This window comes from Salinicola salarius (assembly GCF_003206135.1).
Taxonomy (GTDB): domain Bacteria; phylum Pseudomonadota; class Gammaproteobacteria; order Pseudomonadales; family Halomonadaceae; genus Salinicola; species Salinicola salarius.
Window position 1 is genome coordinate 102,564 of the sequence record NZ_PZJT01000002.1, and the last position, 25,952, is coordinate 128,515.

Below are 25,952 nucleotides of genomic sequence, written 5' to 3' on the forward strand. Positions count from 1 at the left end.
TGGCGACGATCGTCGTGCGAAGAGTGTCGCAAAAAGAGATGGCTGCCGATGGGAAGCATCGGCAGCCAGGAGCGTTACAGCGACTTCAACGTGCCTTTAGGGAGAACGGAGGCCACGGCGCTCTTCTGAACGCTGACGATGGTGCCCTCGGCAATCTCCATGCTGATGAAATCGTCGGTCACGTTGGTGATGCGGCCGAGCAGCCCGCCACCGATCACGATTTCGTCACCCTTGGACAGGTTGGTGATCAACTTCTTGTGTTCCTTGGCGCGCTTGGACTGCGGGCGCCACAGCAGGAAGTAGAAGATCAGCACGAAGCCGACCAGCATGATGATCTGGGCAATACCACCGCCGGCAGGGCCGCCCGCCTCCTGGGCGTGAGCCGCAGGGATGAAAAAGTCCAGCATGGATGTATCTCCGAAGGTTGTGTAGGGAAATGGTCGTGTAATGAAACCGTTACCTGGATGAGACTGACGAAACGACATGCCGGCCGACGGCCGGTTTGAATCCTGTCAATCGACCCCGGGCGGCACGGGCAGTCCGCGTCGCCGGTAGAATTGTGCTACGAAGTCGGCCAATGTACCCGCTTCGATAGCCCCGCGCAAACCCGCCATCAGGCGCTGATAGTAGCGGAGATTGTGAACCGTATTGAGCATCGAGCCGAGCATTTCGCCGCACCGATCCAGGTGGTGTAGATAGCCGCGAGAAAAGTGCTGGCAGGTGTAACAGTCGCAGTCGGCTTCCAGCGGGTTGGTGTCGTGGCGATGGGTCGCGTTACGAATCTTGACGGTGCCGTCGGCGGTGAACAGGTGGCCGTTGCGGGCGTTGCGGGTCGGCATGACGCAGTCGAACATGTCGATACCGCGACGTACGCCTTCGACCAGATCCTCCGGCTTGCCGACGCCCATCAGGTAGCGCGGCTTGTCTTCCGGCATCCAGGTCGGAAGATAATCCAGTACGCCGATCATCTCTTCCTTCGGCTCGCCCACCGAGAGGCCGCCGATCGCCAGGCCATCGAAGCCGATCTCCAGCAGCCCTTCGAGCGAGCGCTTGCGCAGGTCGGGGTACATGCCGCCCTGAACGATGCCGAACAGCGCCGACGGGGAATCTCCGTGCGCGGCGCGGGAGCGGGCCGCCCAGCGCAGCGACAGTTCCATCGACTTTCGCGCCTCGTCTTCAGTGGCGGGGTAGGGCGTGCACTCGTCGAAGATCATCACCACGTCGGAACCCAGCGAGCGCTGCACTGCCATCGACTCTTCCGGCCCCATGAAGACCTTGGCGCCGTCCACCGGCGAGCGAAAATGCACGCCCTGCTCGGTGATCTTGCGCATTGCCCCGAGCGAGAACACCTGGAAGCCGCCGGAGTCGGTCAGGATCGGCTTTTGCCACTGGGAGAAGTCATGCAGGTCGCCGTGGGCTTCGATCACCTCGGTGCCCGGCCGTAGCCACAGGTGGAAAGTGTTGCCGAGGATGATCTCGGCGCCGATCGCCTCGACATCCTTGGGCGTCATGCCCTTGACCGTGCCGTAGGTACCTACCGGCATGAAGGCCGGCGTTTCCACCGTGCCGCGCGGGAAGGTCAGCCGGCCGCGACGGGCGCGACCTTCCTGGCCCAGTCGCTCGAATTTCATGAAGCATTCGTCTCGCATGGTGTCTCTCTTGATTTAACGCGCCCGAAGCCGCGCGATTTAACGCGCCCGAATCCGCGCGCAAAGCCTGTTATATGGACGCGCCCGAGGCCGCGCGCAAAGCCTGTGACATCGGCGCGCCTGACATCGCGCGCAAAACGTGTATGGTTCAGTTGCGTCTTATGACAACGCGCCCGAAGCCGCGTGCAAAGCGTTTGTGGATCAGTTGGGCTGGCGAGTCAAAAACATCGCATCGCCATAGCTGAAGAAGCGGTACTGCTCGGCGACGGCTTCCTGATAAGCGCGCATCACGGTCTCGTAGCCGGCGAACGAGGAGACCAGCATCAACAGCGTCGATTCCGGCAGGTGGAAGTTGGTGACCAGTGCATCCACGCAGCGCCAGCGATAGCCGGGGTAGATGAAGATATCGGTCTCGCCACGGTACGGCGCCAGCTCGCCATCGCCGCCCTGGCTGGCGGTTTCCAGGCAACGCACGCTAGTGGTGCCGATGGCGACGACCTTGTTGCCGGCGGCATGGGCGCGATTGACCTGTTCGCAGACCGATTCATCGACTTCCAGCCACTCGCTGTGCATGTGATGTTCGCGAATGTCGTCGACGCGCACCGGCTGAAAGGTGCCGGCGCCGACATGAAGCGTGACGAAGGCCGTCTCGACACCTTTGGCGCGCAGGGCTTCCATCATCGTCTCGTCGAAGTGCAGCCCGGCGGTGGGGGCGGCCACGGCGCCTTCGCGGCGGGCATAGACGGTCTGGTAGCGCTCGCGGTCCGCCAGCTCGTCCTCGCGGGTGATGTATGGCGGCAACGGCATGTGGCCGTGCTGCTCGAGCAGGGCGATCAATGGTGTCTCGCCCAGGAAACGCAGTTCGAACAAGGCGTCTCGGCGGCCCTCGACGACGGCATGTATATCGCCCTCGAAGATCAGCTCCGTGCCTGGCTTGGGCGATTTGCTCGAACGCAGATGAGCCAACCCGCGGTGGGCGTCCAGCGGGCGTTCCAGCAGCATCTCGACCTTGCCGCCGCTCGCCTTCTGGCCGAACAGGCGTGCCGGAATCACGCGGGTATCGTTGAATACCACCACATCGCCGGGTTCGAGCCTCGACAACAGATCGGGGAAGCGAGCATGTTCCAGCGCACCGGATTCACCGTCGACGCACAGCAGGCGACAGTCGGTTCGCTGTTCGGAAGGGTAACGAGCGATCAGCTCGTCGGGCAGATCAAAATGAAAATCGGCGCGCTGCATGGCGTAGGTCGCGTATCGGCTCGAATCAGGATGGTCGGGTAGCGTTCGAAAGGGCGCCATCATAAAGCACCCGACCGATTAAGTCAGCGTGGTGATTGACGCCGGGCCAAGCGTCCGTATAATGCCTCTCCGCTGCCGGCGTGGCGGAATTGGTAGACGCAGCGGATTCAAAATCCGCCGCTGGAGACAGTGTGTCGGTTCGAGTCCGACCGCCGGCACCATTCCAACCCTTCAATTGCTCTCTATTTATCCTTTCCTCATGAGAGCGATATGAGCACTCGAACCTGTAGGCTGAAGTGACACATATCGTGACGCTCGCCTTCCTTCGCCGCGACTGTGACACATTCAGATTTCTCTCTTCCCATCCGATGACTTTTCCCGAACCCGGCTTCAACCGCTCTTTTCATATCTCTGTGCAAGAGCTGAGCATCTTCAGCGCGCGCATGAAGTTGCCAAAGTCCTCCTGAGCTACTTGGCTGCCCTGGTTATATTGAAATAGCCATCCTCGCGGAAAGTAAGATCGCAACCAGGAAGTTTGTGAGCTATTGAGCTATACAGAGTGGCAGATTGCTTATCAGGCAGGAGGCCATATGACTCGTACAGCACGTATCGAACCCATCAAGGAAGAAACACAAGAGAGCATTATCGTGTCTGGCTGGCGCGTGGTAGACGTCACGGATCCCAATGGGAAGCGCGAGATTTCTCGGCATGAGACCGAGCCGCAAGCTATTGAAGCCGCTCGCAATTACGAACGCGAGACTTCCAGCGAGCCTGGATCACAGCCGGACGATACTCAGGACTACGACGGTTCGGAACTTCCTCGCGACTAGCTATGAGGCATGATGGCTAATATCCCAGCATCGGCAATTCGGCGATGTTTTGTTGATGCCTCATAAGACCCGATCCATGACGAATGGCGCAGCGCCAATCGATAACGCGGTGTGGTAGGTTATCAAGAGTCAGGCTACGGAGATTACAGGGTGATACTCTCGTACCCCATGATTCTTGGTTCGATTACCCTACCTGCTTTGGCGGTCGGCTTCATTACCTATGGCGTCAGCAGCCAGGTGCATGGAGATTCGGATATCGCATTTCACAGCAGCATATTGGCAGCTCTCCTGGCGATCGTCTCGATATCCATAGCGCTGGTGATTTTTCACGGGTTTGGTTTCATCGGTTTGTAATGGAACCCTAACCAAGTGCCAGTCATACCTTTCGTTCTGCGACTAAAACCTTATAGAGATAAATTCAAACGTTCGTTAGATTGCGGCTACGGATCTTTATGGAGCGATGTCGATGCGACAGCCGTGGCGGCAGGGCCCTCAGTCCTTATTTCCTCGTTCTCGATGGAGACATTTCCCGAAGCTTTCGAGATGGCTGGTCATGACACCGCTGCTCGGTTTGATCTGGGTAACGGTGGCGGTCGCGCAAATGCCGGATTCAACGCTGTTTTCGCTGATGCAGCGGTGGGGCAACGTCGAATATCAGATGCAGGGCGATGCGCAGTTGAAGGCGTTCGAGGACCTTGCCGACGAAGCCGATGCGTTGGCCCGCAGCCAGCCTGAGAATCCCCATGTCTTGACGGCTCAGGGCGTCGTCCTGGCCTCTTTCGCCAAGGCGAAGGGCGGGCTGGGGGCGCTGGATCTGGCCAAGCGGGCTCGCACGGTGCTGGAAAAGGCGATCTCCCTCGACCCACAGGGGGAAAGTGGCTCGGCTTACGTGACGCTGGGCGCGCTCTACCAGCATGCCCCGGGCTGGCCGATCGCTTTCGGAGACTCGGACAAGGCCCGGGAGCTCCTGCACAAGGCGGTCAGCATTCGTCCCGATGGCATCGATACCAACTTCTATTACGCCCAGTTCCTCGAGGAGCAGGGTGAGGCTGCCGAGGCGTTGACGTACGCCAAACGCGCCGTCGATGGCCAACCTCGGGCCGGCCGTCCCTCCGACGAGGCGCTGCGGCAAGAGGCCGGGCGCTGGCTGGCCGAGCATCAGTAAGCGCTACCCAGTGCAGAGCGGCCTTGAGAAGCGGCCCAGGCCGATAGTCCAGCGCGCGCTTTCGTTGATCTATTCATCCGAGCGATCCTGTCTGGTGGCGTCTCCTGTTCGATGGTGTCGTCGCCGATCCGCCTGATTGGCGCGAACTTCCGTGAGTTCTGATTGAAGCAGGTGCTAGCCTGGCTTCCGCGTGAAACCTGCCGCATCGCACGGAAGTGTTGAAGCCCCCATCATGGCTGCCGGAAATGCCAACTGCCGGCGAAACAGGACGGCAGCGGTTGGAATCGGTTCGCGGTGCCGCAATAATGAGGCTCCTGTTCCCAGGCAAGGAGCCGCGACATGGATCGTGAGATCGACCGGGTCAATCGTTTCGATGCCAAGGATATCGAGCGACTCGAAGATCAATCGCTGTACTCGGGCTTCTTTGGCCTGGAGAAGCGTCGCCTGCGTCATCGTCGGTTCAATGGCGAGTGGGGCGAGGCCATCGATCGAGAAGTTCACGTTCGCCGGGATGCGGTCGGCGTACTACTCTACGATCCGATTCATGACCATGTCGTGCTGGTCGAGCAGATCCGCGCCGGCGCTTTGGACGATCCGATCTCGCCGTGGAAGCTGGAGCCGGTCGCCGGACTGGTGGAGCCCGGCGAGACACCGGCGGATGTCGCGCGCCGCGAAGCGCAGGAAGAAGCGGGTTGCGATATCGGTGAACTGATCGAGCTCCATCGCTATTATCCGAGTCCTGGCGCCTGCACCGAGCAGGTCACGCTGTTCTGTGGCCTGATCGACAGCACGGGGCTCGGCGGCATACACGGCGTCGAAAACGAACACGAAGACATTCTGGTTCACGTCATGTCGTTTCCCGAGGCATGGGATCGACTGATGGCGGGACAATTGGACAATGCCATGGCGTTGATTGGCTTTCACTGGCTGGCACGCGAGCGCGCCACACTGAGAGCCAAGGCCTGAAGCGAGAGTCGGTAGCGCAGCAGTGGCGGCAAGTCGTCGACGATCACCTGCGGCTGCGCCGGACACTCGAGCTGACTGGAGGCCGTCATGCGCCAGGAGAACACCATGAGAAAGACCGCTTACGTCACCGATCTCAAGACGCTTCAGGCGGAATGCAGCAGCAATTATCTGCGGCTGTGCCGTCTCGTCATGGATATGGAGCCGGGTGACATCAAGGAAGTGCCGCTGGCGGGCGAACACGCACGCTTCGGTACTCTGTGGTTCGAGGTGCTCGAGCAGGCGCCGTACACCACGGTTGCGCGGGTTTCCCAGACCGGCGTGCTGGACAGCTTCGTCGATTCGCCGCGGATGACGGTGCATCTCTACCACGATGCGGACATGGCGGAAGTGACCGACTTTCAGCGTCAACGCCATTTCCAGGGTCGCTATCGCTATCCCAACCCGCAGATGCATCAGCCCGATGAAAAATTGCAGCTCAACCGCTTTCTGGGGGAGTGGCTGCAGCATGGGCTGGCGCACGGTCACGCCGTCGACGTACCGGAAACGCCTTGATGCGCCTGATCCAGATCACCGATTGTCACCTGTTGGCCGACCCTCGAGGCACGTCGCGCAAGGGGTTTCCGCTGCGCCAGTTGCAGGCGGTCGTCGAGCGCGCCAGGGCGCTGCGGCCCGATATTCTGCTGGTCACCGGCGATATTGCCGAGGATGAGACACCTGCTGCCTATCGCCACGCCAGCCAGGCCTTCGCGGCCGTGGGGTGCCCGTGGTTCTGGATCCCCGGCAACCACGATCAGCCGGAGCTGATGGAAGAGTGCCAGCCTTTTCACGAAGAGCTCGATCTCGACGGTTGGCGGGTGTTGTTGCTGAACTCTCGGATCAGCGGTCAACCCGGCGGAGAATTGGGGCAGGACCAGCTGCAGCGGCTGGCGTGGCAGCTCGAGGCGGACGATCGCCCGACGCTGGTCGCGCTGCATCATCCGCCGCTGGATATCGGTTCGGTGTGGATGGACGCCATCGGTCTGAAGGACCGGGACGCGCTGTGGCAAACGCTCTCGCCCTATTCGCAGGTCAAGGCCTTGATCTGTGGTCATATCCATCAGGCGTTTGCCGCCTGGCAGGGCGTCGTGGCCGTCTATGGGTGTCCGTCGACCTCGGATCAGTTCCTGCCGAAGAGCCACGAGTTCGCGATCGACGAGGCGGCGCGGCCCGGTTTACGTGTCGTCGATCTGCGCGGCGAGTCGTTGTCGACCTGGATCGAACGCGTCGATCTCTAGCTGTTTATAACCAAAAACGCTTTTTGGATCATCTTTGATTCTTTGACGTTATTACCGAAGTCTCGCTAGGGTTGACTCCCAGAGAAGCCCATATTCTGTTTTGCCATCTGATTTCAGAGGGCGACCGTGAGACATCGACCATGACAGCTCCTATCGTCAGCGCTCAGCGCCAGACCCATCTCAAGCAGCTCGAAGCCGAGTCCATCCATATCATCCGCGAGGTTGCCGCCGAGTTCGGCAATCCGGTGATGCTTTACTCCATCGGCAAGGACTCCTCGGTGATGCTGCACCTCGCACGCAAGGCGTTCTATCCCGGGCCGCCGCCGTTCCCGCTGATGCACGTCAACACCACCTGGAAGTTCAAGGAAATGATCGAGTTCCGCGACCGGATGGCCGCGGACGTCGGGATGGAGTTGATCGAGCATATCAACGAGGAAGGCCGCGCCGCCGGCATCAACCCGTTCGACCACGGCAGCGCCAAGTACACCGACATCATGAAGACCCAGTCGCTCAAGCAGGCACTGGACAAGTACGGCTTCGATGCCGCCTTCGGTGGCGCCCGTCGCGACGAGGAAGCCTCCCGCGCCAAGGAGCGCGTCTACTCCTTCCGTGACAAGCACCACCGCTGGGACCCCAAGAACCAGCGCCCCGAGCTGTGGAACCTCTACAACGGCAAGGTCAACAAGGGCGAATCGATCCGCGTCTTCCCGCTCTCCAACTGGACCGAGCTGGATATCTGGCAGTACATCTATCTCGAATCGATCCCCATCGTCCCGCTGTACTACTCCGCACCNNNTGCCGCTGGAACCCGGCGAAGTCCCCGAAGAGAAATGGGTCCGCTTCCGCACGCTCGGCTGCTACCCGCTCACCGGCGCGGTGGAATCGAAAGCCGCCACGCTGCCCGAGATCATCCAGGAGATGCTGCTCACCCGCACCAGTGAGCGTTCCGGCCGCGCCATCGACCGCGACCAGGTCGGCTCGATGGAGAAGAAGAAGCGGGAGGGGTACTTCTAACGCGCAGCGTTAGAAGCCCGAGACGGAAGAGGGAAGCTGGAAGCGAAACCAGCTGTAAGCCATAAGCTTTAAGCTGTAAGAAAAATCAAAAGCCAAAACCTTTCGATTCTACAGGTAAAAGCGCTTGTTTTTTGGCTTACGGCTTGGAGTGGAATCATGAATTTTGAAAGATTGCAGGTTTGGAAACGCTCGGCACGCTTGTCAGCTGAGCTCTATAAGACCTTTTCCGCCCTGCGTGATTTTGGCTTTCGAGACCAGGTCACACGCTCAGGACTTTCCATTCCTAGCAATATTGCTGAGGGCATGAGCCGGTATACGAGCAAGGACAAACGCCACTTCCTGATCGTTGCCAGAGGCTCTTGTGCCGAGTTGCGTACTCAGGTCTATATCGGCATGGAAATCGGCTATATCGAACATCAGCAGGGCCAGCGATGGTTACAGGAAACCCGAGAGATATCTTCGATGCTCAACGGGTTGATAGTCACTCTGGATAACGAATGAATCTAGAGCTGGAAGTGACAGGCTGTGGGGTGACTTACAGCTTACAGCTTACAGCTCAAAGCTAGCGGGGTTTGCCCAATGTCACACGCCTCACCGAAGATCTCAGAAAACATCGAAGCGTATCTGAAAGAGCACGAGCAGAAAGATCTGCTGCGCTTCATCACCTGCGGCAGCGTCGACGACGGCAAGTCGACCCTGATCGGTCGGCTGCTGCACGACTCCAAGATGATCTACGAAGATCAGCTGGCGGCGATCACCCAGGCTTCCAAGACCAGCGGGACGACCGGCGACAAGGTCGATCTGGCGCTGCTGGTCGATGGCTTGCAGTCGGAGCGGGAACAGGGCATCACCATCGATGTCGCCTACCGGTTTTTCTCCACCGACAAGCGCAAGTTCATCATCGCCGATACGCCGGGCCACGAGCAGTACACCCGCAACATGGCTACGGGTGCGTCGACCGCGAGCCTGGCGATCATTCTGATCGATGCGCGCTACGGCATTCAGACCCAGACTCGCCGTCACAGCTATATCTGCTCGCTGCTGGGCATCCGTCACCTGATCGTCGCCGTCAACAAGATGGATCTGGTCGACTATTCCCAGGATCGCTTCGACGAGATCGTCGCCGACTACAAGGAATTCTCGAAGAATCTCAACGACGACATCAATCTGCATTTCGTGCCGATATCGGCACTGGAAGGCGACAACGTCGTCAACGACAGCGAGAACATGAGCTGGTACGCACAAGGCGATGGCGAACCGCTGCTGCGCCTGCTGGAAGGCGTGGACGTCAAGCACGACAGCAACCTTGTGGATCTGCGCTTCCCGGTACAGTACGTCAACCGGCCGAACCTCGACTTCCGGGGCTACTGCGGCACGCTGGCGGCCGGCATTCTTCGCCCGGGCGACGCCATTCGCGTGCTCGGTTCCGGCAGGACATCCACCGTCGAAAGCCTCGTAACCTACGATGGCGAACTCGAGGTTGCCTATCCCGATCAGGCAATCACCGTCACGCTTGCCGACGAGATCGATATCTCCCGTGGCGACATGCTTGTCGCGGCGGACAGCAAGCTGGAGCCGACCACGGCGTTCACCGCGGATATCGTCTGGATGCACGATACGCCGCTGGAAGTGGGACGCGAGTACGAGCTCAAGGCGGGCACCAGCGTCGTCAGCGGTCGCGTGGCGCGGATCATCCACCAGACCGACGTCAATACGCTCGAGCGCCATCCGGCCAGAGAAATCCCGCTCAACGGCATCGCGCGCTGCCAGATCGAAGTGAAGCAGCCGCTGGGGCTCGACCCTTACACGCGCTCACCGCACTCCGGCAACTTCATCATCATCGACCGCATGACCAACGTCACCGTGGGCGCCGGCATGGTGGTGGAAACGCTCAGCGCCAGCAACATCGTCTGGCACGACATGGCCGTGACCAAGCAGCGTCGCGCCGAACGCAATCATCAGAAGCCGTGCATCATCTGGTTCACCGGGCTTTCCGGCGCAGGCAAGTCAACCTCTGCCAACGCGCTCGAGCGCCAACTGTTCGGCATGGGCTACAGCACCTACCTGCTGGACGGCGACAACGTGCGCCATGGCCTGTGCGGCGATCTCGGCTTCAGCGACGATCATCGTCAGGAAAACATTCGTCGGGTGGGCGAAGTCGCCAAGCTGATGGTCGATGCCGGCATGATCACGCTGGTCTCGTTCATCTCGCCGTTCCAGCGTGATAGAGACCTGGTCCGCAACATGGTCGACAGCGACGAATTCATCGAAGTGTTCGTGAACACGTCGTTGGCAGTCTGTGAAGAGCGCGACCCCAAAGGTCTCTACCAAAAGGCCCGTGCCGGAGAGATCGAAGACTTCACCGGAATCAGCTCGCCTTATGAAGCCCCCACGAATCCGGAAATCGAGATCAATACGGGCGAACTGAGCGTGGAAGATACTGTCAAGGAGCTGGTGCTTAAGCTACGGCAATATAACGTAATAGCATGAACTGAACCTGGTGCCAAAAGCCTTTTCGGACAAAGAGTCGAAAAGGCTTTTTTTATGTCTGCTGTTCGACCTTTTTGCTTTAAACCGGCTTGCATATGCTTATTCCTTATACACAGGCACCGCCTGCCCCTATCGGCGAGTCAATGGCTTTTGTACTAAAGCGTTGTAGGAAATTGGCTATTGCCGACAAAAATTTCTTAGTGTATCCCATTGTTACAGAAGCATGAGCAATGTAATATTTTCGTCCTAGCATAGGGCGCGGTAGCGGCAAAATGCTGCGGCTTAGACAACATTCAAATAGATGAATCGGGTGGTGCTGGCCAGTGATCTGGTAGCACCTGCCTTGGCGGTAGCGTGGCTTTTTTAAAAATGGCGAACAGTTAGGCCATCTATTAAAAGCCAATTCGCATCGATGTTTTAGTTCCAAGCAAGCATGGTTGTTATCAGGGTTTTAGTGCTTGGTGAACACTTGAATTTGTGCCGAGCATAATTCGACTTATGATTAATAAGTTGTAACTTTCAATGATGTAAAGACTTTCTGGCTGTGTTTTGGGCCTGGTCTGAGCAGTGTTAAAGCTTGGAAAGCACTCCGGGTATTGAGTATGAAAAAAACCTTTCTTGTCACGGGTGGCGCCGGCTTCATTGGTTCCGCTGTCGTTCGTGAGCTGATTCGCTCGACTGGGCACACCGTCGTCAATGTCGATAAATTGACCTACGCAGGGAACCTGGAATCGCTGACGGAAGTCACGGACAACCCACGTTACCGCTTCGTGCAAGCGGATATCGTCGATGGTGATGGTATGCGCCGGATATTTCGCGACTGTCAGCCAGACATCGTGATGCACCTGGCCGCGGAAAGCCACGTGGATCGCTCCATTGACGGGCCGGCCAGATTCATCGAAACCAATGTGGTAGGAACTTGCCAGCTACTTGAGGTCGCCCGGGAATATTGGCAAGCGTTGAAGCAGCGAGACCCTGACCAGGCGACGGGCTTCCGGTTTCACCACATCTCCACCGATGAAGTCTATGGTGATCTTCACGGTAGTGATGATCTCTTCACCGAGACGACACCATACGCCCCCAGCTCCCCTTATTCTGCCAGTAAGGCGGGATCGGACCATCTGGTCCGAGCCTGGCAACGTACCTTCGGCCTGCCCACGTTGGTTACCAATTGCTCCAACAACTACGGGCCGTATCACTTCCCTGAGAAGTTGATCCCTCTGATGATACTCAACGCCCTGGCAGGCGAACCGCTGCCGGTTTATGGCGACGGTCAGCAGATTCGGGACTGGTTGTACGTCGAAGACCACGCGCGCGCCCTGATCAAGGTTGCGACCGAAGGCAAGATCGGCGAGACCTACAACATCGGCGGGCACAACGAAAAGGCTAACCTTGAAGTCGTTCAAACACTCTGTGCGCTGCTCGAAGAGCGTGTACCCGAGAAACCCAAGGGTGTCGATCGCTACGCGGATCTGATTACCTTCGTTACCGACCGCCCTGGGCATGACGTTCGCTATGCCATTGACGCCGGTAAGATCGCGCGCGAGCTCGGCTGGACGCCAGCGGAGACCTTCGAGTCCGGCCTGGCTAAAACGGTGGATTGGTATCTGGCCAATCGCGAGTGGTGGCAGCGAGTACAGAATGGCAGCTATCGCGGTGAACGCTTGGGGACGCTGGTATGAAAATTCTCGTCACCGGAGGCTCCGGGCAGGTCGGTTTCGAGCTTCAACGTCAACTCTGCATTTTCGGAGAGGTGTTGGCGCCTACACGTGACGTGTTGGATCTCATTGAGAGAACCGCAGTAGAGACCTGGCTGCAAAGCCAGAAACCTGACCTGATCGTCAACGCCGCCGCTTACACAGCCGTCGACAAAGCCGAGAGCGAACCCACCCTGGCGAACCGGCTGAACGCCGAGCTACCGGCTCAACTGGCCACTTACGCCCGGCAGGCCGGGATTCCGCTGGTGCATTACTCCACGGACTATGTCTATCCCGGCGATGGTATCGCCGCGTGGAAAGAGAGTAGTGCGCCCGGGCCACTTTCCGTCTACGGGGCTTCCAAGCTTGCCGGCGATCAAGCAGTCCTGGCCAGCGGCTGCCGCCACGTGATCTTTCGTACCAGTTGGGTCTATGCCGCGCGTGGTCACAATTTCATGAAGACCATGCTGCGTCTGGGTCGCGAGCGTAATGCTCTGGCGGTAGTCGACGACCAGGTTGGCGCGCCGACCCCCGCCAGGTTGATCGCCCAGGTCACGGCGCTGGCGCTGAATCCGAAAGGTAACAATTTGGCTCTTCCCTCAGGGTTGTATCACCTGGCGCCTCGGGGAGAGACCAACTGGTGTGCCTTTGCACAGGAAATCTTCCGTCAGGCAGCCGAGGCCGGCGAAGCGCTTGCCCTTGAGCCGGCAAGCGTAAGCCCCATTCCTACCTCGGATTACCCGACGCCCGCATCGCGGCCAAGAAATTCACGGCTGGCGCTGGGCAAGCTGGAAGAAGCCTTGGGCATCCAGTTGCCGGACTGGCAGTCACAGCTTGCGTTGACCCTGCAAGAACATCTGAGCCGGTAGGCCAGTACGAAATTCAATCTGTTTGCTGCTTGTAAGCATCCTACCGGCAGCGACAGCCAGACGATGAGAAGAGAAAAAGGCTATGGCTCGCAAGGGCATTATTCTTGCCGGCGGTTCCGGCACACGGTTACACCCCATCACCCACGGGGTTTCCAAGCAGCTGTTGCCGATCTACGACAAACCGATGATCTATTATCCGATCTCGGTGCTCATGCTGGCCGGGGTTCGCGAGATACTGGTCATTTCCACCCCGGACGACCTGCCTCAGTATCAGCGCCTGCTGGGTGATGGCGAACAGTTTGGCGTGCGCTTCGAATATGCCGTGCAACCGTCACCGGACGGACTGGCCCAGGCCTTCCTGATCGGTGAGGAGTTCATCGGTGATGACGCCGTGTGCCTGGTACTGGGCGACAACATCTTCCATGGCCAGCATTTCTCCGAGCAGTTGGAGCGCGCCGCAAGCCAGCCCCACGGCGCGACCGTGTTCGGCTACCTGGTGAAGGACCCCGAGCGCTTCGGTGTGGTGGAGTTCGACGACGAAGGGCGTGCGCTATCCATCGAGGAGAAACCCCAAAAGCCCAGGTCGCCTTACGCCGTGACCGGCCTTTACTTCTACGACAACGACGTGGTGGAAATCGCCAGGCAGGTCAAGCCCTCCGAACGCGGCGAGCTGGAGATCACCAGCATCAACAATGCCTATCTCGAGCGTGGCGACCTCAACGTCGAACGGCTGGGGCGTGGTTTCGCCTGGCTGGATACCGGCACCCACGACAGCCTGATGGAAGCCAGCCAGTACGTGCAGACCATCGAGCACCGTCAGGGTTTGAAGGTGGCCTGCCTGGAAGAGATTGCCTGGTTGCAGGGCTGGATCAGTGATGATGACCTGCTCGAGAAAGCGACAGCCCTGGCCAAGACCGGCTACGGCAAATATCTGAAGCGACTGGTCAAGCAAAAGGCCAAGCGTAACGCTGCCCTGGCTACCGACTGAGCCTCCTCTTTCTTCTTCTAGTAAAACCCAATAGTTCATTATGCAATTCGAGAAACTTAAAATCCCGGATGTCGTTCTACTGACGCCGAAAGTCTTTGGCGACGAGCGCGGCTTCTTTATGGAAACCTTCCGCCAGAGCGAATTCGAGCAGCACTGCGGTAACTATGCGTTCGTTCAGGATAACCACAGCCTCTCCGCCCACGGCATCCTGCGTGGCCTGCATTACCAGCTGGAAAAGCCCCAGGGCAAGCTGGTGCGTGTCACTCGCGGCGAGGTATTCGACGTGGCCGTGGACCTGCGTCAGAGCAGCCCAACTTTCGGCCAGTGGGTGGGCGCAACCCTGAGTGCCGAGAATAAGCAGATGCTTTGGGTGCCGCCCGGCTTCGCGCATGGCTTTTACGTGATCAGCGACGAGGCGGAATTCCAGTACAAGTGTACCGATTACTATAACCCAGGCGACGAGTACTGTATTCGCTGGGACGATTCGGCACTGGCCATCGACTGGCTGCTGGTGGATGGCAAGGCACCGCAGGTTTCCGAGAAGGATGAACAGGGTAGCTTGTTCATAGAGGCAAAGAAATTTTCCTAAGATTATTTTTATCGAATAGTACTAAAGCATATCGTAAAGGACATAAGCGTGTTCAAAATAGGAAAGCCGGCTAAGGCGGGCATCAAGTCGAAAAACGTCATCGGCCACGACATCGAGGCTTCGCCTTATGTTGTCACGCGCGGCAATAAGCCTCAGTCGGCGATAAAAATAGACAGCATAAGTTTTGCACAGGGTGAGTTGCTTGTGGAAGGTTGGGAGGCCAGTACTGCCTCGACCACGCTGACTCTTTGGGTAGACGGTACTATCCAGAAGGCGACATCCACGCATAGACCACGTGCTGACGTTTCAAACAGTATGCGAGAGGCTAATGCTTCATTGAAGTGTCACGGATTTCAATTAAAAACGCAATTGAAAACACTGCCTCAGCAAGGAGTTTATGTGGGTTGGAAGCCGGAAGAAGAACATGAAATGCGGCTGTTCGATGTCAGTTTTCCGGAATTTGAAGAAGAGTCTGATAGTATTGTGCCTTATGAAGAATCTATAAAAAGTGAGCCTGAGTTTAAATCTTCTGAAAAAATGGTGTATGCGTCAGAATTTTTGCAAAGTGCCATTTGGCGGAATCCTGATTTCATGAAGGTAAATGCCCATTTGGACCGCTTTGGCATTATGCCCCGGCGTAGTGGCTTGCTAGCAGGGTGGGTGGTCATCAAACCGGGGTGGGAGGTTTGGCTTTGTGATAGTGAAGGGAATGTCGAGTCGCTGGATAAGGCATTGCGTTATCAGCGCCAAGACATCGTCGAACTGTTTCGTGATCAATTTGGCCAGCATACGGTAGATGCGGGATTCGTGATGCCTTGGCCTTATGCCCTTACACCTGGCGCGGTCTTGAGGCTCATTGCTTATCATCCTGAGTCTACTCAGGCCTTTGAAGTGTTTAGTAGCTCTCCGGAAGAGGTTTCCAGCGATCCTGAAGGGTATGCCCGCTGGGCTTTTACAGTGCCTACACCGGCGGAGAAATTTAATGAGCGGTTAAACCGGTGGGAGGGCGCTCTGATCGAAGATCTGCTGACTGAACGCCAGACCTATTTCGATTCCTGCAGCAATGAGCCTGAGGTGCAAATACTTGGGAATGTTCCCAAGGCACCATCCCTTAGCTTAATCATCCCCTTGTATAGCCGTTGGGACTTTGTGGAACATCAGCTACTAGCTTTCTCATGCGATCCCGCCCTTTTAGAGAGCACCGAAATTATTTACGTGGTGGATGATCCACGCATTCTCACCGCGATTTCCAATGAAGTTGAAAATCTTTACCGCTTGTACGAAGTTCCTTTCAAGTTGGTTTGGGGGCATCGCAACCGAGGCTTTTCCGGGGCTAATAATCTAGGTGTTAGCGTTAGTCATGGTCGCCAAGTGCTGCTGTTGAATAGCGATGCCTTCCCGATGAAGCCGGGCTGGGCGAGTCAGCTAAGCAGTCTTCTCGATGCATATCCGCAATTCGGCATGTTGGGTGCCCGTCTGTTGAACCCCGAAGGTGGGATACAGCATGCGGGGATGGTATTTTTCTACTCCAGTTCTTGGAAAGTATGGCTCAATAAGCATCCCTTGGTTGGCCTGGCACCGCAATTCGACGAGGCGCCTGAGGGTATGGAGGTTATCGAGAAGCCTGCCGTAACAGGGGCATGCGTCATCATGACGCGAGACTTATATGATAAAGTCGGCGGGCTTGATGAAGGCTATCTAATAGGTGATTTTGAGGACTCGGATCTCTGTCTGAAGGTCGTCGCCTCGGGTCACAAGGTGGGGTATGTGCCGGGCGTGGAGTTGGTGCACTTGGAGCGCCAGTCTTTTTCAGCCTTGGGAGACACGTCGTTTCGAACTCTGGTTGTTCGCTTCAATGCCTGGCGCCATACCCAGCGATGGGGAGAGCAGATTCCGTCAGTAATGCAGCGGTTTACTTAAGGAGCGAATGGCTATGGAATCGGTATCGGCACAAAATCACTCGCCTCGCGTTCTGGTAATGGCCCACGGGCATCCCGATTTTTCTCTAGGTGGCGGCGAGCTTGCCGCCTATAATATATTCAAGGCCCTGCGCGATGATGAAAGCATAGAACAGGCTTGGTTTATCGCGCGGCACGACAGTGGCAACGGCCCCACCGGTGCGCTGACCCTGCGTAGAAAAAACGAATACCTGTGGCAGCAGTCGTTGGGTGACTCTTTCTTGCTCAAAGCGGCCAACAGTTATGCAGTATGGAATGATTTCCGCCAACTGATACGTGTATTAAAACCCACCGTGGTGAACCTGCACCACTACTTTCACCTGGGCATCGAGCTGCTTCGAATCATAAAGGAAGAAGATCCCAGCATCCGTGTTGTGCTGACGCTGCATGAGTATATGGCGATTTGCCATCAGCAGGGACAGATGGTCAAGCGTGGGTCCAATAAGCTGTGCTTCCGCTCGTCGTTGGAGGATTGTCATCGCTGTTTTCCAGAGTTCTCGAAAGAGCAGTTTTGGCTGCGGCGAAGTTTCATTGGGCATCACTTTGATTACGTTGATCATTTTGTCTCCCCATCAAACTTCCTAAAACAGCGTTATGTGGAGTGGGGAGTTCCTGAAGAAAAGATCAGTGTGATAGAAAACGGCCAGTCTCCCGAATCCAAGCTTGCGCCACGGACGCTGCCCGCTGTTGCAGAAGCAGATGACATGCTAGACGTTCGTGCTGATATAGATGGTGAGCAGGGTGGCACCGCTTGCCGGACCACTCAACGCTGCGCATCTCAATCTTGCCTAAAACCAAGCAAACCGACACGTAATCGTTTGGCTTTTTTTGGTCAGATTAATCCCTTCAAGGGCATCGATATCCTCATGCATGCCATGCTGTCGATGGAAAAAGAAGAGCGCGATAGGCTTGTCGTAGAGATACACGGCGCCAATTTTGAACATCAGGCCGATGATTTCAAGACATCGGTGATGCAGATGGCTAATATCCTGATGGAGGAGGGTTCACTGCGATGGGTAGGTTCCTACGAACCTTTCCAGGTACGCGATCGAATGCGTAACATCGATTGGGTCATCATTCCTTCCATTTGGTGGGAAAATTCACCCATGGTGATTCAGGAAGCCTTTGTAAATGGCCGACCGGTCATCGCTTCTGATATTGGTGGGATGAAAGAGAAGATTAATCACGAAGTCGATGGTCTACACTTCGAAGCGAGAAACCCGCTCAGTTTGGCAGAAACGCTTAAGCGTGCTGCTGCTATGGATGATAATGAATGGATGGGTTTTCATAAGGCTATTAAGTCGCCATTAAGTTATAAGTTGTCTGCTCTATCGTACATGAAAGTTTTTAAAAATATCAATTGAGGTGAATATGAAAATTTTTTTCCATATTGGTGCTGGTAAGACTGGCACATCCTCCATTCAACGCACTTTGCTTAATTCCGATAAAGGTTTGCAGAAAGCAGGTGTTAAATATCTGGGTATGATGCTGGAAAATGCTCCTGTGAAACTTTTTAGTTGGCAAAAAGATTCTGCTACAGAAGAGTTTCTTAAACTTGAGCAGCTAGAGGCGGAAAAGCAGGTTGATGAAGTTCTTGATAAAAATATAAAGTTTTTAGAAAAAGATGGTGTGCATACAGTTGTATGGAGTAATGAATGGTTTTTTGGAAGGCATTGGGGGGTTTTAAATCCAATTAAGCGCTTGGAAAACGCGGGGCATGAAGTATATGTTGTTGGGTATGTGAGAAGGCATGATGCATGGGCAAAGTCTGCTTATGGTCAGTGGGGGGTAAAGCATAAAACGTACAAAGGAAATATTGTTTCTTTTCGCGATTATATTGAAAGGAGGCCGGTCGCATTTGCAGAGGCATTTTCTCCTTGGGCAAAATTTTTTGGTGAAAAATTTGTTATGAGAAATTTTGATCATGTAGGAGATGTTGTAATGGATTTTATTGGTTTGCTCAAAGTTGATAAGCAAGCCATTGATCTGGCCAGAGTTAACGAGTCTCCTGGTAATGAAGAATTAGTTTTGCGAGCTTTTTTCAATGACAAACAGTATGATGAAGTGATTCCGTTTAGCTTTGAACGCCTTTTTCAAACCGCTCATATTGATTTTAAAACCGATCCGGTAAGTTGGCTAAACAGTTTATTGCCGTCTGAAGAAGACATGAAGTTAGTCGTGGAGTCAACCAAAGATGACCAAGAACAAGTCAATACGATGTTAGAAGAGCGAGGTCAGCCTAGATTAAATTTCCAAGAAAAAAAGATTAACGGTTTTTCAATAAATCATAACATTGCCTATTCTGTTTTGTTCCAAATCCTCGAAAGACAGGCGCGAGAAATAAATAGTCTAAAAAACGATGTTGAGATTTTGAGGGAAAGGGCAGGAAAGACTGAGGGCTGAGGGCTGCCTCTTGCCTTTTCTTTAGTTTAATTGTTTGTGAGTAATTTGATTGTTTTAAGTATGTGCTTTTTATTATGTACAATGGTTTTTGTTTGAGAATGATTTGGGAATTTCAATGATATTGCTTATGGTTGGCGGCGCTGGCTTTATTGGCTCCCATATGGTCAAGCAACTTTCCCATGCCGGTCATTCGGTTATAGTGCTGGATAATCTCACCACCGGTTTTCGCGAGCTGGCTCGGCATGGCGAGCTGGTAGTGGGGGATCTGGCGGATACCTCGCTGCTGGAGCGGCTGTTTACCGAGCATCGTATCGATGGCGTGATGCACTTCGCTGCGGCGAGCCTGGTAGGCGAATCCATGCAGGATCCGGGCAAGTACTATCGCAACAACGTGGCCAACACCCTCAACCTTCTGGAAGTGATGGTGCGTCACGAGGTGAAGCACTTTATCTTCTCCTCCACAGCAGCGACCTTTGGCGAGCCGGAGTACGCGCCCATCGACGAGGCGCACCCCCAGCGGCCCATCAATCCCTATGGGGCGAGCAAGCTAATGGTGGAGCGCATGCTGCAGGATTTTTACACGGCCCACGGCCTCAACTCGGTATGCCTGCGCTACTTCAATGCCTGTGGAGCTGACCCGGAAGGTGACTTGGGCGAGTGCCACGACCCGGAGACGCACCTGATCCCGCTGATCCTGCAGGTGGCTTCCGGGCGGCGTGATTCGATTACCGTATTCGGTCGCGATTACGCTACCGAGGATGGCACTTGTATACGCGACTATATCCATATCGAAGATCTGTGTAGCGCTCATGTTCTGGCGCTTGAAGTGCTGGTACGCGGTGAGAAGGTGGGCGCGTTGGCGTATAACCTGGGCAACGGTCAGGGCTATTCGGTGCAGCAGGTTATCGACGCCGTGCAGCGCGTGGTAGCGAAGGATGGCTGCTCACTCAGGGTTGAGGAGGGTGATCGCCGCCCCGGCGACCCCGCAGTATTGGTTGCCGATGCCACACTGGCCAAGCAGGAGCTGGGCTGGCAGCCGCAATATGCCGAGCTGGAAGCGATTATCCGCCACGCCTGGGCGTGGGAGAAACGGATAAGCCACCTGCCGCATCCTGATGAATATCCGTTGGACAAAGCGCAGGCTGGGATCAGCGCCATCACGACCAATAATTTGTGAAGCTGTTTGCGAGCTTCGAATTTTCATAGCCTCTTTAGTGCAATGACATGATTAAACGCGTACTTCGCGCCTGGCGGGAAGGCAACGGCATAGAACCGCCTCCCGATGTCGTATTCCATATTGGTGCCCCAAAATCGGGAAGCTCAGCCATCCAGCGCTTTTGCCTCGGCCACACGGCCGAGCTGCGCAAGCTGGGCTTCTATTACCCTGAGCACTCTTTGGACAAGAATGGCGTTTCTGGCGGCCATACTCAGGTGGCGGGACGGCTCATCAATGGTGATTTCGAGGCTGCTCGAGAAAAATTTCAGGAGTGGCTGGATGAAGCACGGCAGGAAGGGTTGACGCTGCTGCTGTCAGCGGAGGCCTTTTATGGCAAGCACGCTGAATTGCGCCAGATGACCCAAGGGTTGAACGTCAGGGTACTGGCGTTCTTGCGCAATCCGCTCGACTACCTCATCGGTAACCACAATCAGGGCATAAAGCGGCACATGAGTACCCGTCGCCTGAGTCAGGAGGTCGAGTGGGCCCTGGAAACACCCACCGGGCACTTGGCGGGCGTTCCCTTGCTGGCCTGGGCCGATGCCTTCGGTGATTCAGTCTGTGATTTTCGCGCCTATATTTCTCCCCGGGAGGATGGGCCACCGATCGAGCGGGCCTTTCTTGAAGCGCTTGGGGCAAGTGCCGAGCAGGCACGAGCCTGGGTCCCGAAGACCGAAATTACCAACCGCAGCTATGTCGCTTCTGCGCTAGAACTCAAGCGCCTGTTGAACACGGCACTGGTGAACCTGCCGGATCGCATGGCCCATGAGGTGGACTGGAGTCTTCAGGGTTTTTCCGACCGGGCTCATGACTTGCGAAGCTATCATTCTCAGGATCTTCCAGAAGAAGTTATGAATCGGCTTGTCGGGCATTTTCAGGGGCAGATGCAGCCGGTCGTTGAGCGCTTCCCTGAGTTGGCAACGGCGCTAGGCACGATCGACAGCGGGAGTAATAATGCCCCCTTGGGATCGCTGGATCTGGCAACCCCCTTGGCGAGCCTTGCCGAAGATGCCCCCGAAACACTGGACGCGATTCGTCATCAGGCGGTTTGTCTCCGCGATCAAGGGGCGAATAGCTATGCCTTCTTCCGTTTATTGGAAGTTCTGAATATCGATTTCGCCGAACCGGCTTTCCCTCAGCAGGCACTATCGCCTCAGGCTCGTCAGGTCCTGGGCAACGAGAAGTCGAAAGATGCTGACTATCTACGAGAGTTTGGCTTGACCCTGGAGCGCCTGGGGTATTTCGAAGAGGCGTTACTGATCATGGGAACCGCCCAGGAAAGACGCCCGCAAGGGCAGGGGATTCGCAAGATTCTTGACCGCCTGCGGGAGCGCCTTGGCAAGGCAAATGACGAGGTGGCCAAGTGACCTCTGAGACCGGGAAGCACTCGCCACACCATAAGGCTGTTATGTCGTCATGGTTCGGTAGCCCCGTGCAATGGCCGCGTTATATTCCATGGATCATCGAACCGACACCTTGGCTCAAGCCCTGGCATCATCTGAGCCAACAAGGCAGCCGCCAGCATTGGGCTTGGCAGGCTACCGGCAATGACCCTCAGTTCTGGCTGTTCAAGCGCCTGCCGCTGCCGGGCTGGCACATGCTCGAAGTGGCCATGGATCACGACCAGCCCAGCGTATCGGTGCGGCTGTATATGGATACCGGGGAGGGGTTCAGTCAGGCGCAGAGTATCTACTTGCCGCTAAAGAGCGGGCGTATCACCAAGCGACTGTTTTACGTTCCCGGCCGGCTCAAGGCGCTTCGATTCGATCCGATGGAAAGCGAAGGGTTCTTTGCCCTTCGCCATTTTCGCATCGTGTGGCTGACGCCCTGGTTTGCTCACGATCGTTTGGCGCAACGCTTGGCGAATATGCATTACCACTGGCGCGATATCGCCAAGGCCGATGTCTTGCCGAGGCTGAAGCGTCAGGCTCTGAAGCAAGGCCGGCACTGGCGTGAGCTGGCGTTAGCGGATTATGACGCTACCTTTGAACGAATGTCGGCCCAACGCAGTTATTCTGGCTGGCTGGCAGACTTGCGTGAGCCTGAACCTGAAGAACTATCCCAGGCATTGGCAACGCTTTCTTTCAAACCAACGATTTCGGTGTTGGTACCTGTCTATAACCCGCGCCTGGAGTGGTTGCGTGAATGTCTGGACTCGGTACTCGAACAAACCTATGCCTGTTGGCAGTTGTGCATAGCTGACGATGCTTCGACTGATACCGCGGTTCGCGATCTGCTGGCTGAGTATGCCGTCAGGGACGACCGCATTCAGATAGCGTATCGCTCGGAAAACGGCCATATTTGCGCGGCTAGCAATAGTGCCTTGGATTTGGTGCGTGGGGAGTTTGTGGCGCTACTGGATCACGATGACATGCTGACGCCTAACGCACTGTTCCACATCGTCGAGGCGTTGCAGCGTCATCCGGAAGCCGGCTTGCTCTATAGCGATGAGGACAAGATCAACGAAGCGGGCGAACGCTACGACCCGCATTTCAAGCCGCAATGGAATCCGGACCTGTTATTGGCGCAGAACTATCTTTCCCACTTGGGGGTATACAGGACCAACCTGGTACGCGAGGTAGGCGGGTTCCGTGAAGGCTTCGAAGGAAGTCAGGATCATGACCTGGCGCTGCGCTGCACGGCGCGTTTGGCACCTTCACAGATCGTGCATATTCCGCATGTGCTCTATCACTGGCGGGCGGGAGAAGGCTCTACGGCAAAGGGGAGTGAGGGGAAGGACTATACCAGCGAATCAGGCCTGAAGGCCGTAAGGTCTTATCTGGCGAGCCATCATCCAAGTGCCAGAGCCGAGCACGGGCAGTACCCCAATACCTATCGAGTGCACTGGCCGCTACCTGAGCCGGCACCTCTCGTTAGCCTTTTGGTGCCGACCCGTGATCGAGTGGAAATTCTCAGGCCCTGTGTCGATGCGATACTCGAGCGCACCGATTACCCCAATTTCGAGTTGTTGATCCTGGATAACCAGAGCACTTGTGCTGAGACCTTGGCCTATATGCACAAAGTCAGCGAGCGTGATTCGCGAGTGCGAGTATTGCATTGGAATCAGCCGTTCAACTATTCGGCAATCAACAATTTCGGGGCACGGAAGGCCAGAGGAGACATCATTGGTCTGGTCAATAACGATATCGAGCCTATCAATTCGGGTTGGTTAACCGAGATGGTTGGACAGGCTACTCGCCCTGAAATCGGTTGCGTGGGGGCCAAGCTGTATTACCCCAACGAAACGGTTCAACATGCTGGCGTCATTCTCGGGATCGGTGGCGTGGCAGGGCATGCCCATAAATACTTCAGTCGAAATTCTCCGGGATATTTCACCCGCTTGCACCTGGCCCACAACCTTTCGGCGGTAACCGCAGCGTGCCTTTTGGTACGCCGATCGGTATTCGAACAAGTAGATGGGCTGAATGAGACACACCTGCCCGTGGCTTTCAACGACGTCGATTTCTGCCTGAAAGTACGCAAGGCGGGGTATCGGAACCTGTGGACTCCCTACGCCGAGCTTTACCACCATGAGTCGGTCTCACGCGGGCAGGATGACAACGCCAAGAAGCGGGCTCGAGCAGCAGGTGAAGTCGCCTATATGAGAAAAGCCTGGGGGCCGGCCTTGGATTCGGATCCCGCCTACAATCCTAATCTGACGCTTGTCCACGAAGACTTTTCTCTTCGCTGAAACTTCCCTTTGTATTTTTAAGCTCTCTTTCAGATCTCGTAGAAGGCCTTCGGTAAGTTTATAAAAACGCCCAAGGGGGCAGGGTTTGTCTAATATTAAATGGGTCGTGCTGAGTGATACTGCTCTGCCGACAGAAGACATCTATTTTCTAAATTCCGTGGCACCTTGGCTAGCCGATCAAGGTTGTGAAGTAAAGAAGATCAATACCAGGCGGTGGACCGTGCCGCCAATGAGCAAAAAGCGCTTCGCAAAATTGGTCGACGGGGCCTATATACTGGTCAGTCGATCGTTACCCTTGAGATGGATAGAGCTGCTGGAAACCCAGCGTACCTGGAGCGCTGTTTATTACCTGATAGACGACGATTTCGAGGCTGCTGTACAAGACGAGAGACTGCCACAGATTTATCGTCATAGACTGGCCGGTATCCTTTCAGATCATCAGCCACGGCTTTTGTCATTGGCAACCGAGGTCGTCGTACCGAGCCTGCATTTGCAGACAATTCTGAAAAAAGCACATCGAAACGTTCAAATGATGACGCCCCCCTGGTTATCCCAACCAGATAGTCTCGAACATTTTGGGTATCCGAACTGGACCTTGGCTTTTCACGGCACGCGTGCTCATTTGCCGGACCTCGAGCATATTGCTCCGGCGATCCAGATCGCTCATGGCCGGCGTCCAACCATTAACTTTGAAATCATGTTGGGCAGGCATACTCCTGACAGGCTGAAACTGCTCTCCAGAGTAGCAACGCCTCGACCTCTTTCCTGGGCTGCGTTCCGACATTACCAGCGGTTCAAGCGTATCCACGTCGGTTTGGTGCCTCTGTGGGACACACCTTTCAACAATGCCAAGTCATTCATCAAATACCTGGATGTAGCCGCGATGGGGGGCGTGGGCATCTTCAGCAACCGGGAGCCTTATCAAAGCATCGTGCACCACGGCGTAGACGGGCTCTTGGTAGAAGACGATCCGGAGGCCTGGGCCGATGCCATGTTACAGCTCACCGATGACAGGGATAGAACGCGTCGGATGGCGGACAAGGCCCGGGAAAAAGCGTCGACTATTGGTGATAACCGTTTAGCGCAACGGTTCTGGTGGTCACGCATGCAAGCTAACCGCTTCCCTGCCGATCGCTCCGCCCGGCTGGATTACCGCACGCCCGAGCTACTTGACGTTCGACAATGACGCCATTGTCGGTGCGGTGACATCTCTTGGTTTGCCCCTTTCTCAATATCTTTCCGAGTAACCTCACCCGGTCCTGATACGCTTTTCCTGCAGCTTCACCTTTGTTGGTTGGTACAGATGAGTTCTCGTCAGGCGCGAGACTTAGAACTGGCCTAGATTTGTGTCATGACTTTGGTAACCTCCTCGGTTGCAGTAACCTATTCGACTGGCCGCTTCCCGTTGGGTTCATGATCCAGGGGTAGGTCACTATTTTTTAGGCTCCATCCTTTTCCTAGACTGAGCGCAAAACATGTTCCCTAGTCGTAGGTCGTCTTTATCTTCTCGACGTGGCATTGGCAGAATTTTGGTCGTTGCCGCGATGGCCGGCACAATAACCGGCTGTGCGACGCAAAGTGGCCATTATGGTAGCGATACCGTAGCCACCATGCAGGGCGCGGCGGCCACGGGCCCCGAAATCTCGAGCTTTCTCGACAATGCCACGCCCGGCAGTATCGCCGCGTTTCCCAAGAGCCCTTGGGGCTCGAATGTCTCCATCATTGTGCAGGAGCGCTACTTTGCCGGTAGCGGCCGGCTCTGTGCGCATCTGGATGTTGCAAGGAAGGGGGCACCGCAAAGTGCCGATCGAGCACAGCTCGCTTGCCTGGTCGAAGGCAGTGGCTGGTATACCCAGCGCTTGGTGACGCATGTTCTAACTAGCCCCAGCAATCCGTAACAAAAATCTTCTGCTT

23 protein-coding genes, 1 tRNA gene and 1 pseudogene are annotated in these 25,952 nt (G+C 56.0%); 22 read left to right on the forward strand and 3 right to left on the reverse strand.

Going from position 1 to position 25,952, the window contains the following annotated elements:
- Nucleotides 1–74: 74 nt before the first annotated feature.
- From yajC to queA, 3 genes are all read right to left on the reverse strand, one after another.
- Entirely contained in the window at nucleotides 75–407 is a 333-nt protein-coding gene (gene yajC / locus DOM32_RS01655; protein ID WP_071229905.1) for a preprotein translocase subunit YajC, read from the reverse strand.
- Nucleotides 408–512: 105 nt separating this feature from the next.
- A complete protein-coding gene (gene tgt / locus DOM32_RS01660; RefSeq protein WP_071230003.1) occupies nucleotides 513–1,631 on the reverse strand; it encodes a tRNA guanosine(34) transglycosylase Tgt in 1,119 nt (372 codons plus the stop codon).
- A gap of 219 nt (nucleotides 1,632–1,850) precedes the next feature.
- On the reverse strand, nucleotides 1,851–2,888 hold the full coding sequence (gene queA / locus DOM32_RS01665) for a tRNA preQ1(34) S-adenosylmethionine ribosyltransferase-isomerase QueA (RefSeq protein ID WP_110630616.1): 1,038 nt from the start codon (nucleotides 2,886–2,888) through the stop codon (nucleotides 1,851–1,853).
- Between the two features lie 134 nt (nucleotides 2,889–3,022).
- Here queA and DOM32_RS01670 point away from each other — a divergent pair.
- The 22 genes and pseudogenes from DOM32_RS01670 (at nucleotide 3,023) to DOM32_RS01775 (ending at nucleotide 25,936) form a co-directional block, all read left to right on the forward strand.
- Nucleotides 3,023–3,109, forward strand: a tRNA-Leu gene (locus DOM32_RS01670).
- Between the two features lie 369 nt (nucleotides 3,110–3,478).
- Nucleotides 3,479–3,718 carry a hypothetical protein gene (locus DOM32_RS01675; RefSeq protein WP_071229903.1) on the forward strand — a complete coding sequence of 80 codons (240 nt, stop codon included), beginning with the start codon at nucleotides 3,479–3,481 and terminating at the stop codon, nucleotides 3,716–3,718.
- 150 nt (nucleotides 3,719–3,868) lie between these two features.
- Nucleotides 3,869–4,072: a hypothetical protein gene (locus DOM32_RS01680; RefSeq protein ID WP_157957001.1), complete on the forward strand. Its 204-nt coding sequence runs from the start codon at nucleotides 3,869–3,871 to the stop codon at nucleotides 4,070–4,072.
- A 199-nt stretch (nucleotides 4,073–4,271) separates the two neighbouring features.
- Nucleotides 4,272–4,883 carry a tetratricopeptide repeat protein gene (locus DOM32_RS01685; protein ID WP_071229901.1) on the forward strand — a complete coding sequence of 204 codons (612 nt, stop codon included), beginning with the start codon at nucleotides 4,272–4,274 and terminating at the stop codon, nucleotides 4,881–4,883.
- Nucleotides 4,884–5,222: 339 nt separating this feature from the next.
- Nucleotides 5,223–5,849 (forward strand): NUDIX domain-containing protein, encoded by a 627-nt coding sequence (locus tag DOM32_RS01690; protein ID WP_071229900.1) that lies wholly within the window; start codon nucleotides 5,223–5,225, stop codon nucleotides 5,847–5,849.
- 105 nt (nucleotides 5,850–5,954) lie between these two features.
- Nucleotides 5,955–6,401, forward strand: coding sequence for a DUF1249 domain-containing protein (locus DOM32_RS01695; RefSeq protein WP_071230002.1), 447 nt, complete (start codon nucleotides 5,955–5,957; stop codon nucleotides 6,399–6,401).
- On the forward strand, nucleotides 6,401–7,123 hold the full coding sequence (locus tag DOM32_RS01700; RefSeq protein WP_071229899.1) for a phosphodiesterase: 723 nt from the start codon (nucleotides 6,401–6,403) through the stop codon (nucleotides 7,121–7,123). The genes DOM32_RS01695 and DOM32_RS01700 overlap by 1 nt, the downstream gene beginning before the upstream one ends.
- A 140-nt stretch (nucleotides 7,124–7,263) precedes the next feature.
- Nucleotides 7,264–8,137 (forward strand): annotated as a pseudogene (gene cysD, locus DOM32_RS01705) (sulfate adenylyltransferase subunit CysD).
- A 156-nt stretch (nucleotides 8,138–8,293) separates the two neighbouring features.
- Nucleotides 8,294–8,638: a four helix bundle protein gene (locus DOM32_RS01710; protein WP_110630620.1), complete on the forward strand. Its 345-nt coding sequence runs from the start codon at nucleotides 8,294–8,296 to the stop codon at nucleotides 8,636–8,638.
- A 78-nt stretch (nucleotides 8,639–8,716) separates the two neighbouring features.
- A complete protein-coding gene (gene cysN / locus DOM32_RS01715) occupies nucleotides 8,717–10,627 on the forward strand; it encodes a sulfate adenylyltransferase subunit CysN (RefSeq protein WP_110630622.1) in 1,911 nt (636 codons plus the stop codon).
- A 602-nt stretch (nucleotides 10,628–11,229) separates the two neighbouring features.
- A complete protein-coding gene (rfbB, locus tag DOM32_RS01720) occupies nucleotides 11,230–12,309 on the forward strand; it encodes a dTDP-glucose 4,6-dehydratase (RefSeq protein WP_110630624.1) in 1,080 nt (359 codons plus the stop codon).
- Nucleotides 12,306–13,193, forward strand: a complete 888-nt coding sequence (gene rfbD / locus DOM32_RS01725) for a dTDP-4-dehydrorhamnose reductase (protein WP_110630626.1) — start codon at nucleotides 12,306–12,308, stop codon at nucleotides 13,191–13,193. The genes rfbB and rfbD overlap by 4 nt, the downstream gene beginning before the upstream one ends.
- 82 nt (nucleotides 13,194–13,275) lie before the next feature.
- Nucleotides 13,276–14,181, forward strand: coding sequence for a glucose-1-phosphate thymidylyltransferase RfbA (gene rfbA / locus DOM32_RS01730; protein WP_110630628.1), 906 nt, complete (start codon nucleotides 13,276–13,278; stop codon nucleotides 14,179–14,181).
- 40 nt (nucleotides 14,182–14,221) lie between these two features.
- Complete coding sequence (rfbC, locus tag DOM32_RS01735) at nucleotides 14,222–14,770, forward strand: dTDP-4-dehydrorhamnose 3,5-epimerase (RefSeq protein ID WP_110630630.1); 549 nt, start codon at nucleotides 14,222–14,224, stop codon at nucleotides 14,768–14,770.
- Between the two features lie 48 nt (nucleotides 14,771–14,818).
- Nucleotides 14,819–16,690, forward strand: coding sequence for a glycosyltransferase family 2 protein (locus DOM32_RS01740; RefSeq protein ID WP_110630632.1), 1,872 nt, complete (start codon nucleotides 14,819–14,821; stop codon nucleotides 16,688–16,690).
- 13 nt (nucleotides 16,691–16,703) lie between these two features.
- Nucleotides 16,704–18,092 carry a glycosyltransferase gene (locus tag DOM32_RS01745; protein ID WP_167400639.1) on the forward strand — a complete coding sequence of 463 codons (1,389 nt, stop codon included), beginning with the start codon at nucleotides 16,704–16,706 and terminating at the stop codon, nucleotides 18,090–18,092.
- 7 nt (nucleotides 18,093–18,099) lie between these two features.
- Nucleotides 18,100–19,131, forward strand: coding sequence for a hypothetical protein (locus DOM32_RS17675; RefSeq protein ID WP_157957002.1), 1,032 nt, complete (start codon nucleotides 18,100–18,102; stop codon nucleotides 19,129–19,131).
- 115 nt (nucleotides 19,132–19,246) lie between these two features.
- Nucleotides 19,247–20,308 (forward strand): UDP-glucose 4-epimerase GalE, encoded by a 1,062-nt coding sequence (galE, locus tag DOM32_RS01755; protein WP_110630638.1) that lies wholly within the window; start codon nucleotides 19,247–19,249, stop codon nucleotides 20,306–20,308.
- Nucleotides 20,309–20,355: 47 nt separating this feature from the next.
- Nucleotides 20,356–21,714 (forward strand): hypothetical protein, encoded by a 1,359-nt coding sequence (locus DOM32_RS01760; protein ID WP_110630640.1) that lies wholly within the window; start codon nucleotides 20,356–20,358, stop codon nucleotides 21,712–21,714.
- 41 nt (nucleotides 21,715–21,755) lie between these two features.
- Nucleotides 21,756–24,038: a glycosyltransferase family 2 protein gene (locus DOM32_RS01765; protein WP_110631114.1), complete on the forward strand. Its 2,283-nt coding sequence runs from the start codon at nucleotides 21,756–21,758 to the stop codon at nucleotides 24,036–24,038.
- Between the two features lie 85 nt (nucleotides 24,039–24,123).
- Complete coding sequence (locus DOM32_RS01770; protein WP_208625278.1) at nucleotides 24,124–25,224, forward strand: glycosyltransferase; 1,101 nt, start codon at nucleotides 24,124–24,126, stop codon at nucleotides 25,222–25,224.
- A gap of 358 nt (nucleotides 25,225–25,582) precedes the next feature.
- The gene (locus tag DOM32_RS01775) at nucleotides 25,583–25,936 is read left to right on the forward strand and encodes a DVU3141 family protein (protein WP_157957003.1); all 354 of its coding nucleotides are present in this window, start codon (nucleotides 25,583–25,585) and stop codon (nucleotides 25,934–25,936) included.
- Nucleotides 25,937–25,952: the final 16 nt, after the last annotated feature.

Excerpts from the sequence above, each read along its gene's own strand:
- yajC (WP_071229905.1), bottom strand. The coding sequence starts at position 407 with ATGCTGGACTTTTTCATCCCTGCGGCTCACGCCCAGGAGGCGGGCGGC.
- tgt (WP_071230003.1), bottom strand. The coding sequence starts at position 1,631 with ATGAAATTCGAGCGACTGGGCCAGGAAGGTCGCGCCCGTCGCGGCCGG.
- queA (WP_110630616.1), bottom strand. The coding sequence starts at position 2,888 with ATGCAGCGCGCCGATTTTCATTTTGATCTGCCCGACGAGCTGATCGCT.
- DOM32_RS01675 (WP_071229903.1), top strand. The coding sequence starts at position 3,479 with ATGACTCGTACAGCACGTATCGAACCCATCAAGGAAGAAACACAAGAG.
- DOM32_RS01685 (WP_071229901.1), top strand. The coding sequence starts at position 4,272 with ATGACACCGCTGCTCGGTTTGATCTGGGTAACGGTGGCGGTCGCGCAA.
- DOM32_RS01690 (WP_071229900.1), top strand. The coding sequence starts at position 5,223 with ATGGATCGTGAGATCGACCGGGTCAATCGTTTCGATGCCAAGGATATC.
- DOM32_RS01695 (WP_071230002.1), top strand. The coding sequence starts at position 5,955 with ATGAGAAAGACCGCTTACGTCACCGATCTCAAGACGCTTCAGGCGGAA.
- DOM32_RS01700 (WP_071229899.1), top strand. The coding sequence starts at position 6,401 with ATGCGCCTGATCCAGATCACCGATTGTCACCTGTTGGCCGACCCTCGA.
- DOM32_RS01710 (WP_110630620.1), top strand. The coding sequence starts at position 8,294 with ATGAATTTTGAAAGATTGCAGGTTTGGAAACGCTCGGCACGCTTGTCA.
- cysN (WP_110630622.1), top strand. The coding sequence starts at position 8,717 with ATGTCACACGCCTCACCGAAGATCTCAGAAAACATCGAAGCGTATCTG.
- rfbB (WP_110630624.1), top strand. The coding sequence starts at position 11,230 with ATGAAAAAAACCTTTCTTGTCACGGGTGGCGCCGGCTTCATTGGTTCC.
- rfbD (WP_110630626.1), top strand. The coding sequence starts at position 12,306 with ATGAAAATTCTCGTCACCGGAGGCTCCGGGCAGGTCGGTTTCGAGCTT.
- rfbA (WP_110630628.1), top strand. The coding sequence starts at position 13,276 with ATGGCTCGCAAGGGCATTATTCTTGCCGGCGGTTCCGGCACACGGTTA.
- rfbC (WP_110630630.1), top strand. The coding sequence starts at position 14,222 with ATGCAATTCGAGAAACTTAAAATCCCGGATGTCGTTCTACTGACGCCG.
- DOM32_RS01745 (WP_167400639.1), top strand. The coding sequence starts at position 16,704 with ATGGAATCGGTATCGGCACAAAATCACTCGCCTCGCGTTCTGGTAATG.
- DOM32_RS17675 (WP_157957002.1), top strand. The coding sequence starts at position 18,100 with ATGAAAATTTTTTTCCATATTGGTGCTGGTAAGACTGGCACATCCTCC.
- galE (WP_110630638.1), top strand. The coding sequence starts at position 19,247 with ATGATATTGCTTATGGTTGGCGGCGCTGGCTTTATTGGCTCCCATATG.
- DOM32_RS01760 (WP_110630640.1), top strand. The coding sequence starts at position 20,356 with ATGATTAAACGCGTACTTCGCGCCTGGCGGGAAGGCAACGGCATAGAA.
- DOM32_RS01765 (WP_110631114.1), top strand. The coding sequence starts at position 21,756 with ATGTCGTCATGGTTCGGTAGCCCCGTGCAATGGCCGCGTTATATTCCA.
- DOM32_RS01775 (WP_157957003.1), top strand. The coding sequence starts at position 25,583 with ATGGCCGGCACAATAACCGGCTGTGCGACGCAAAGTGGCCATTATGGT.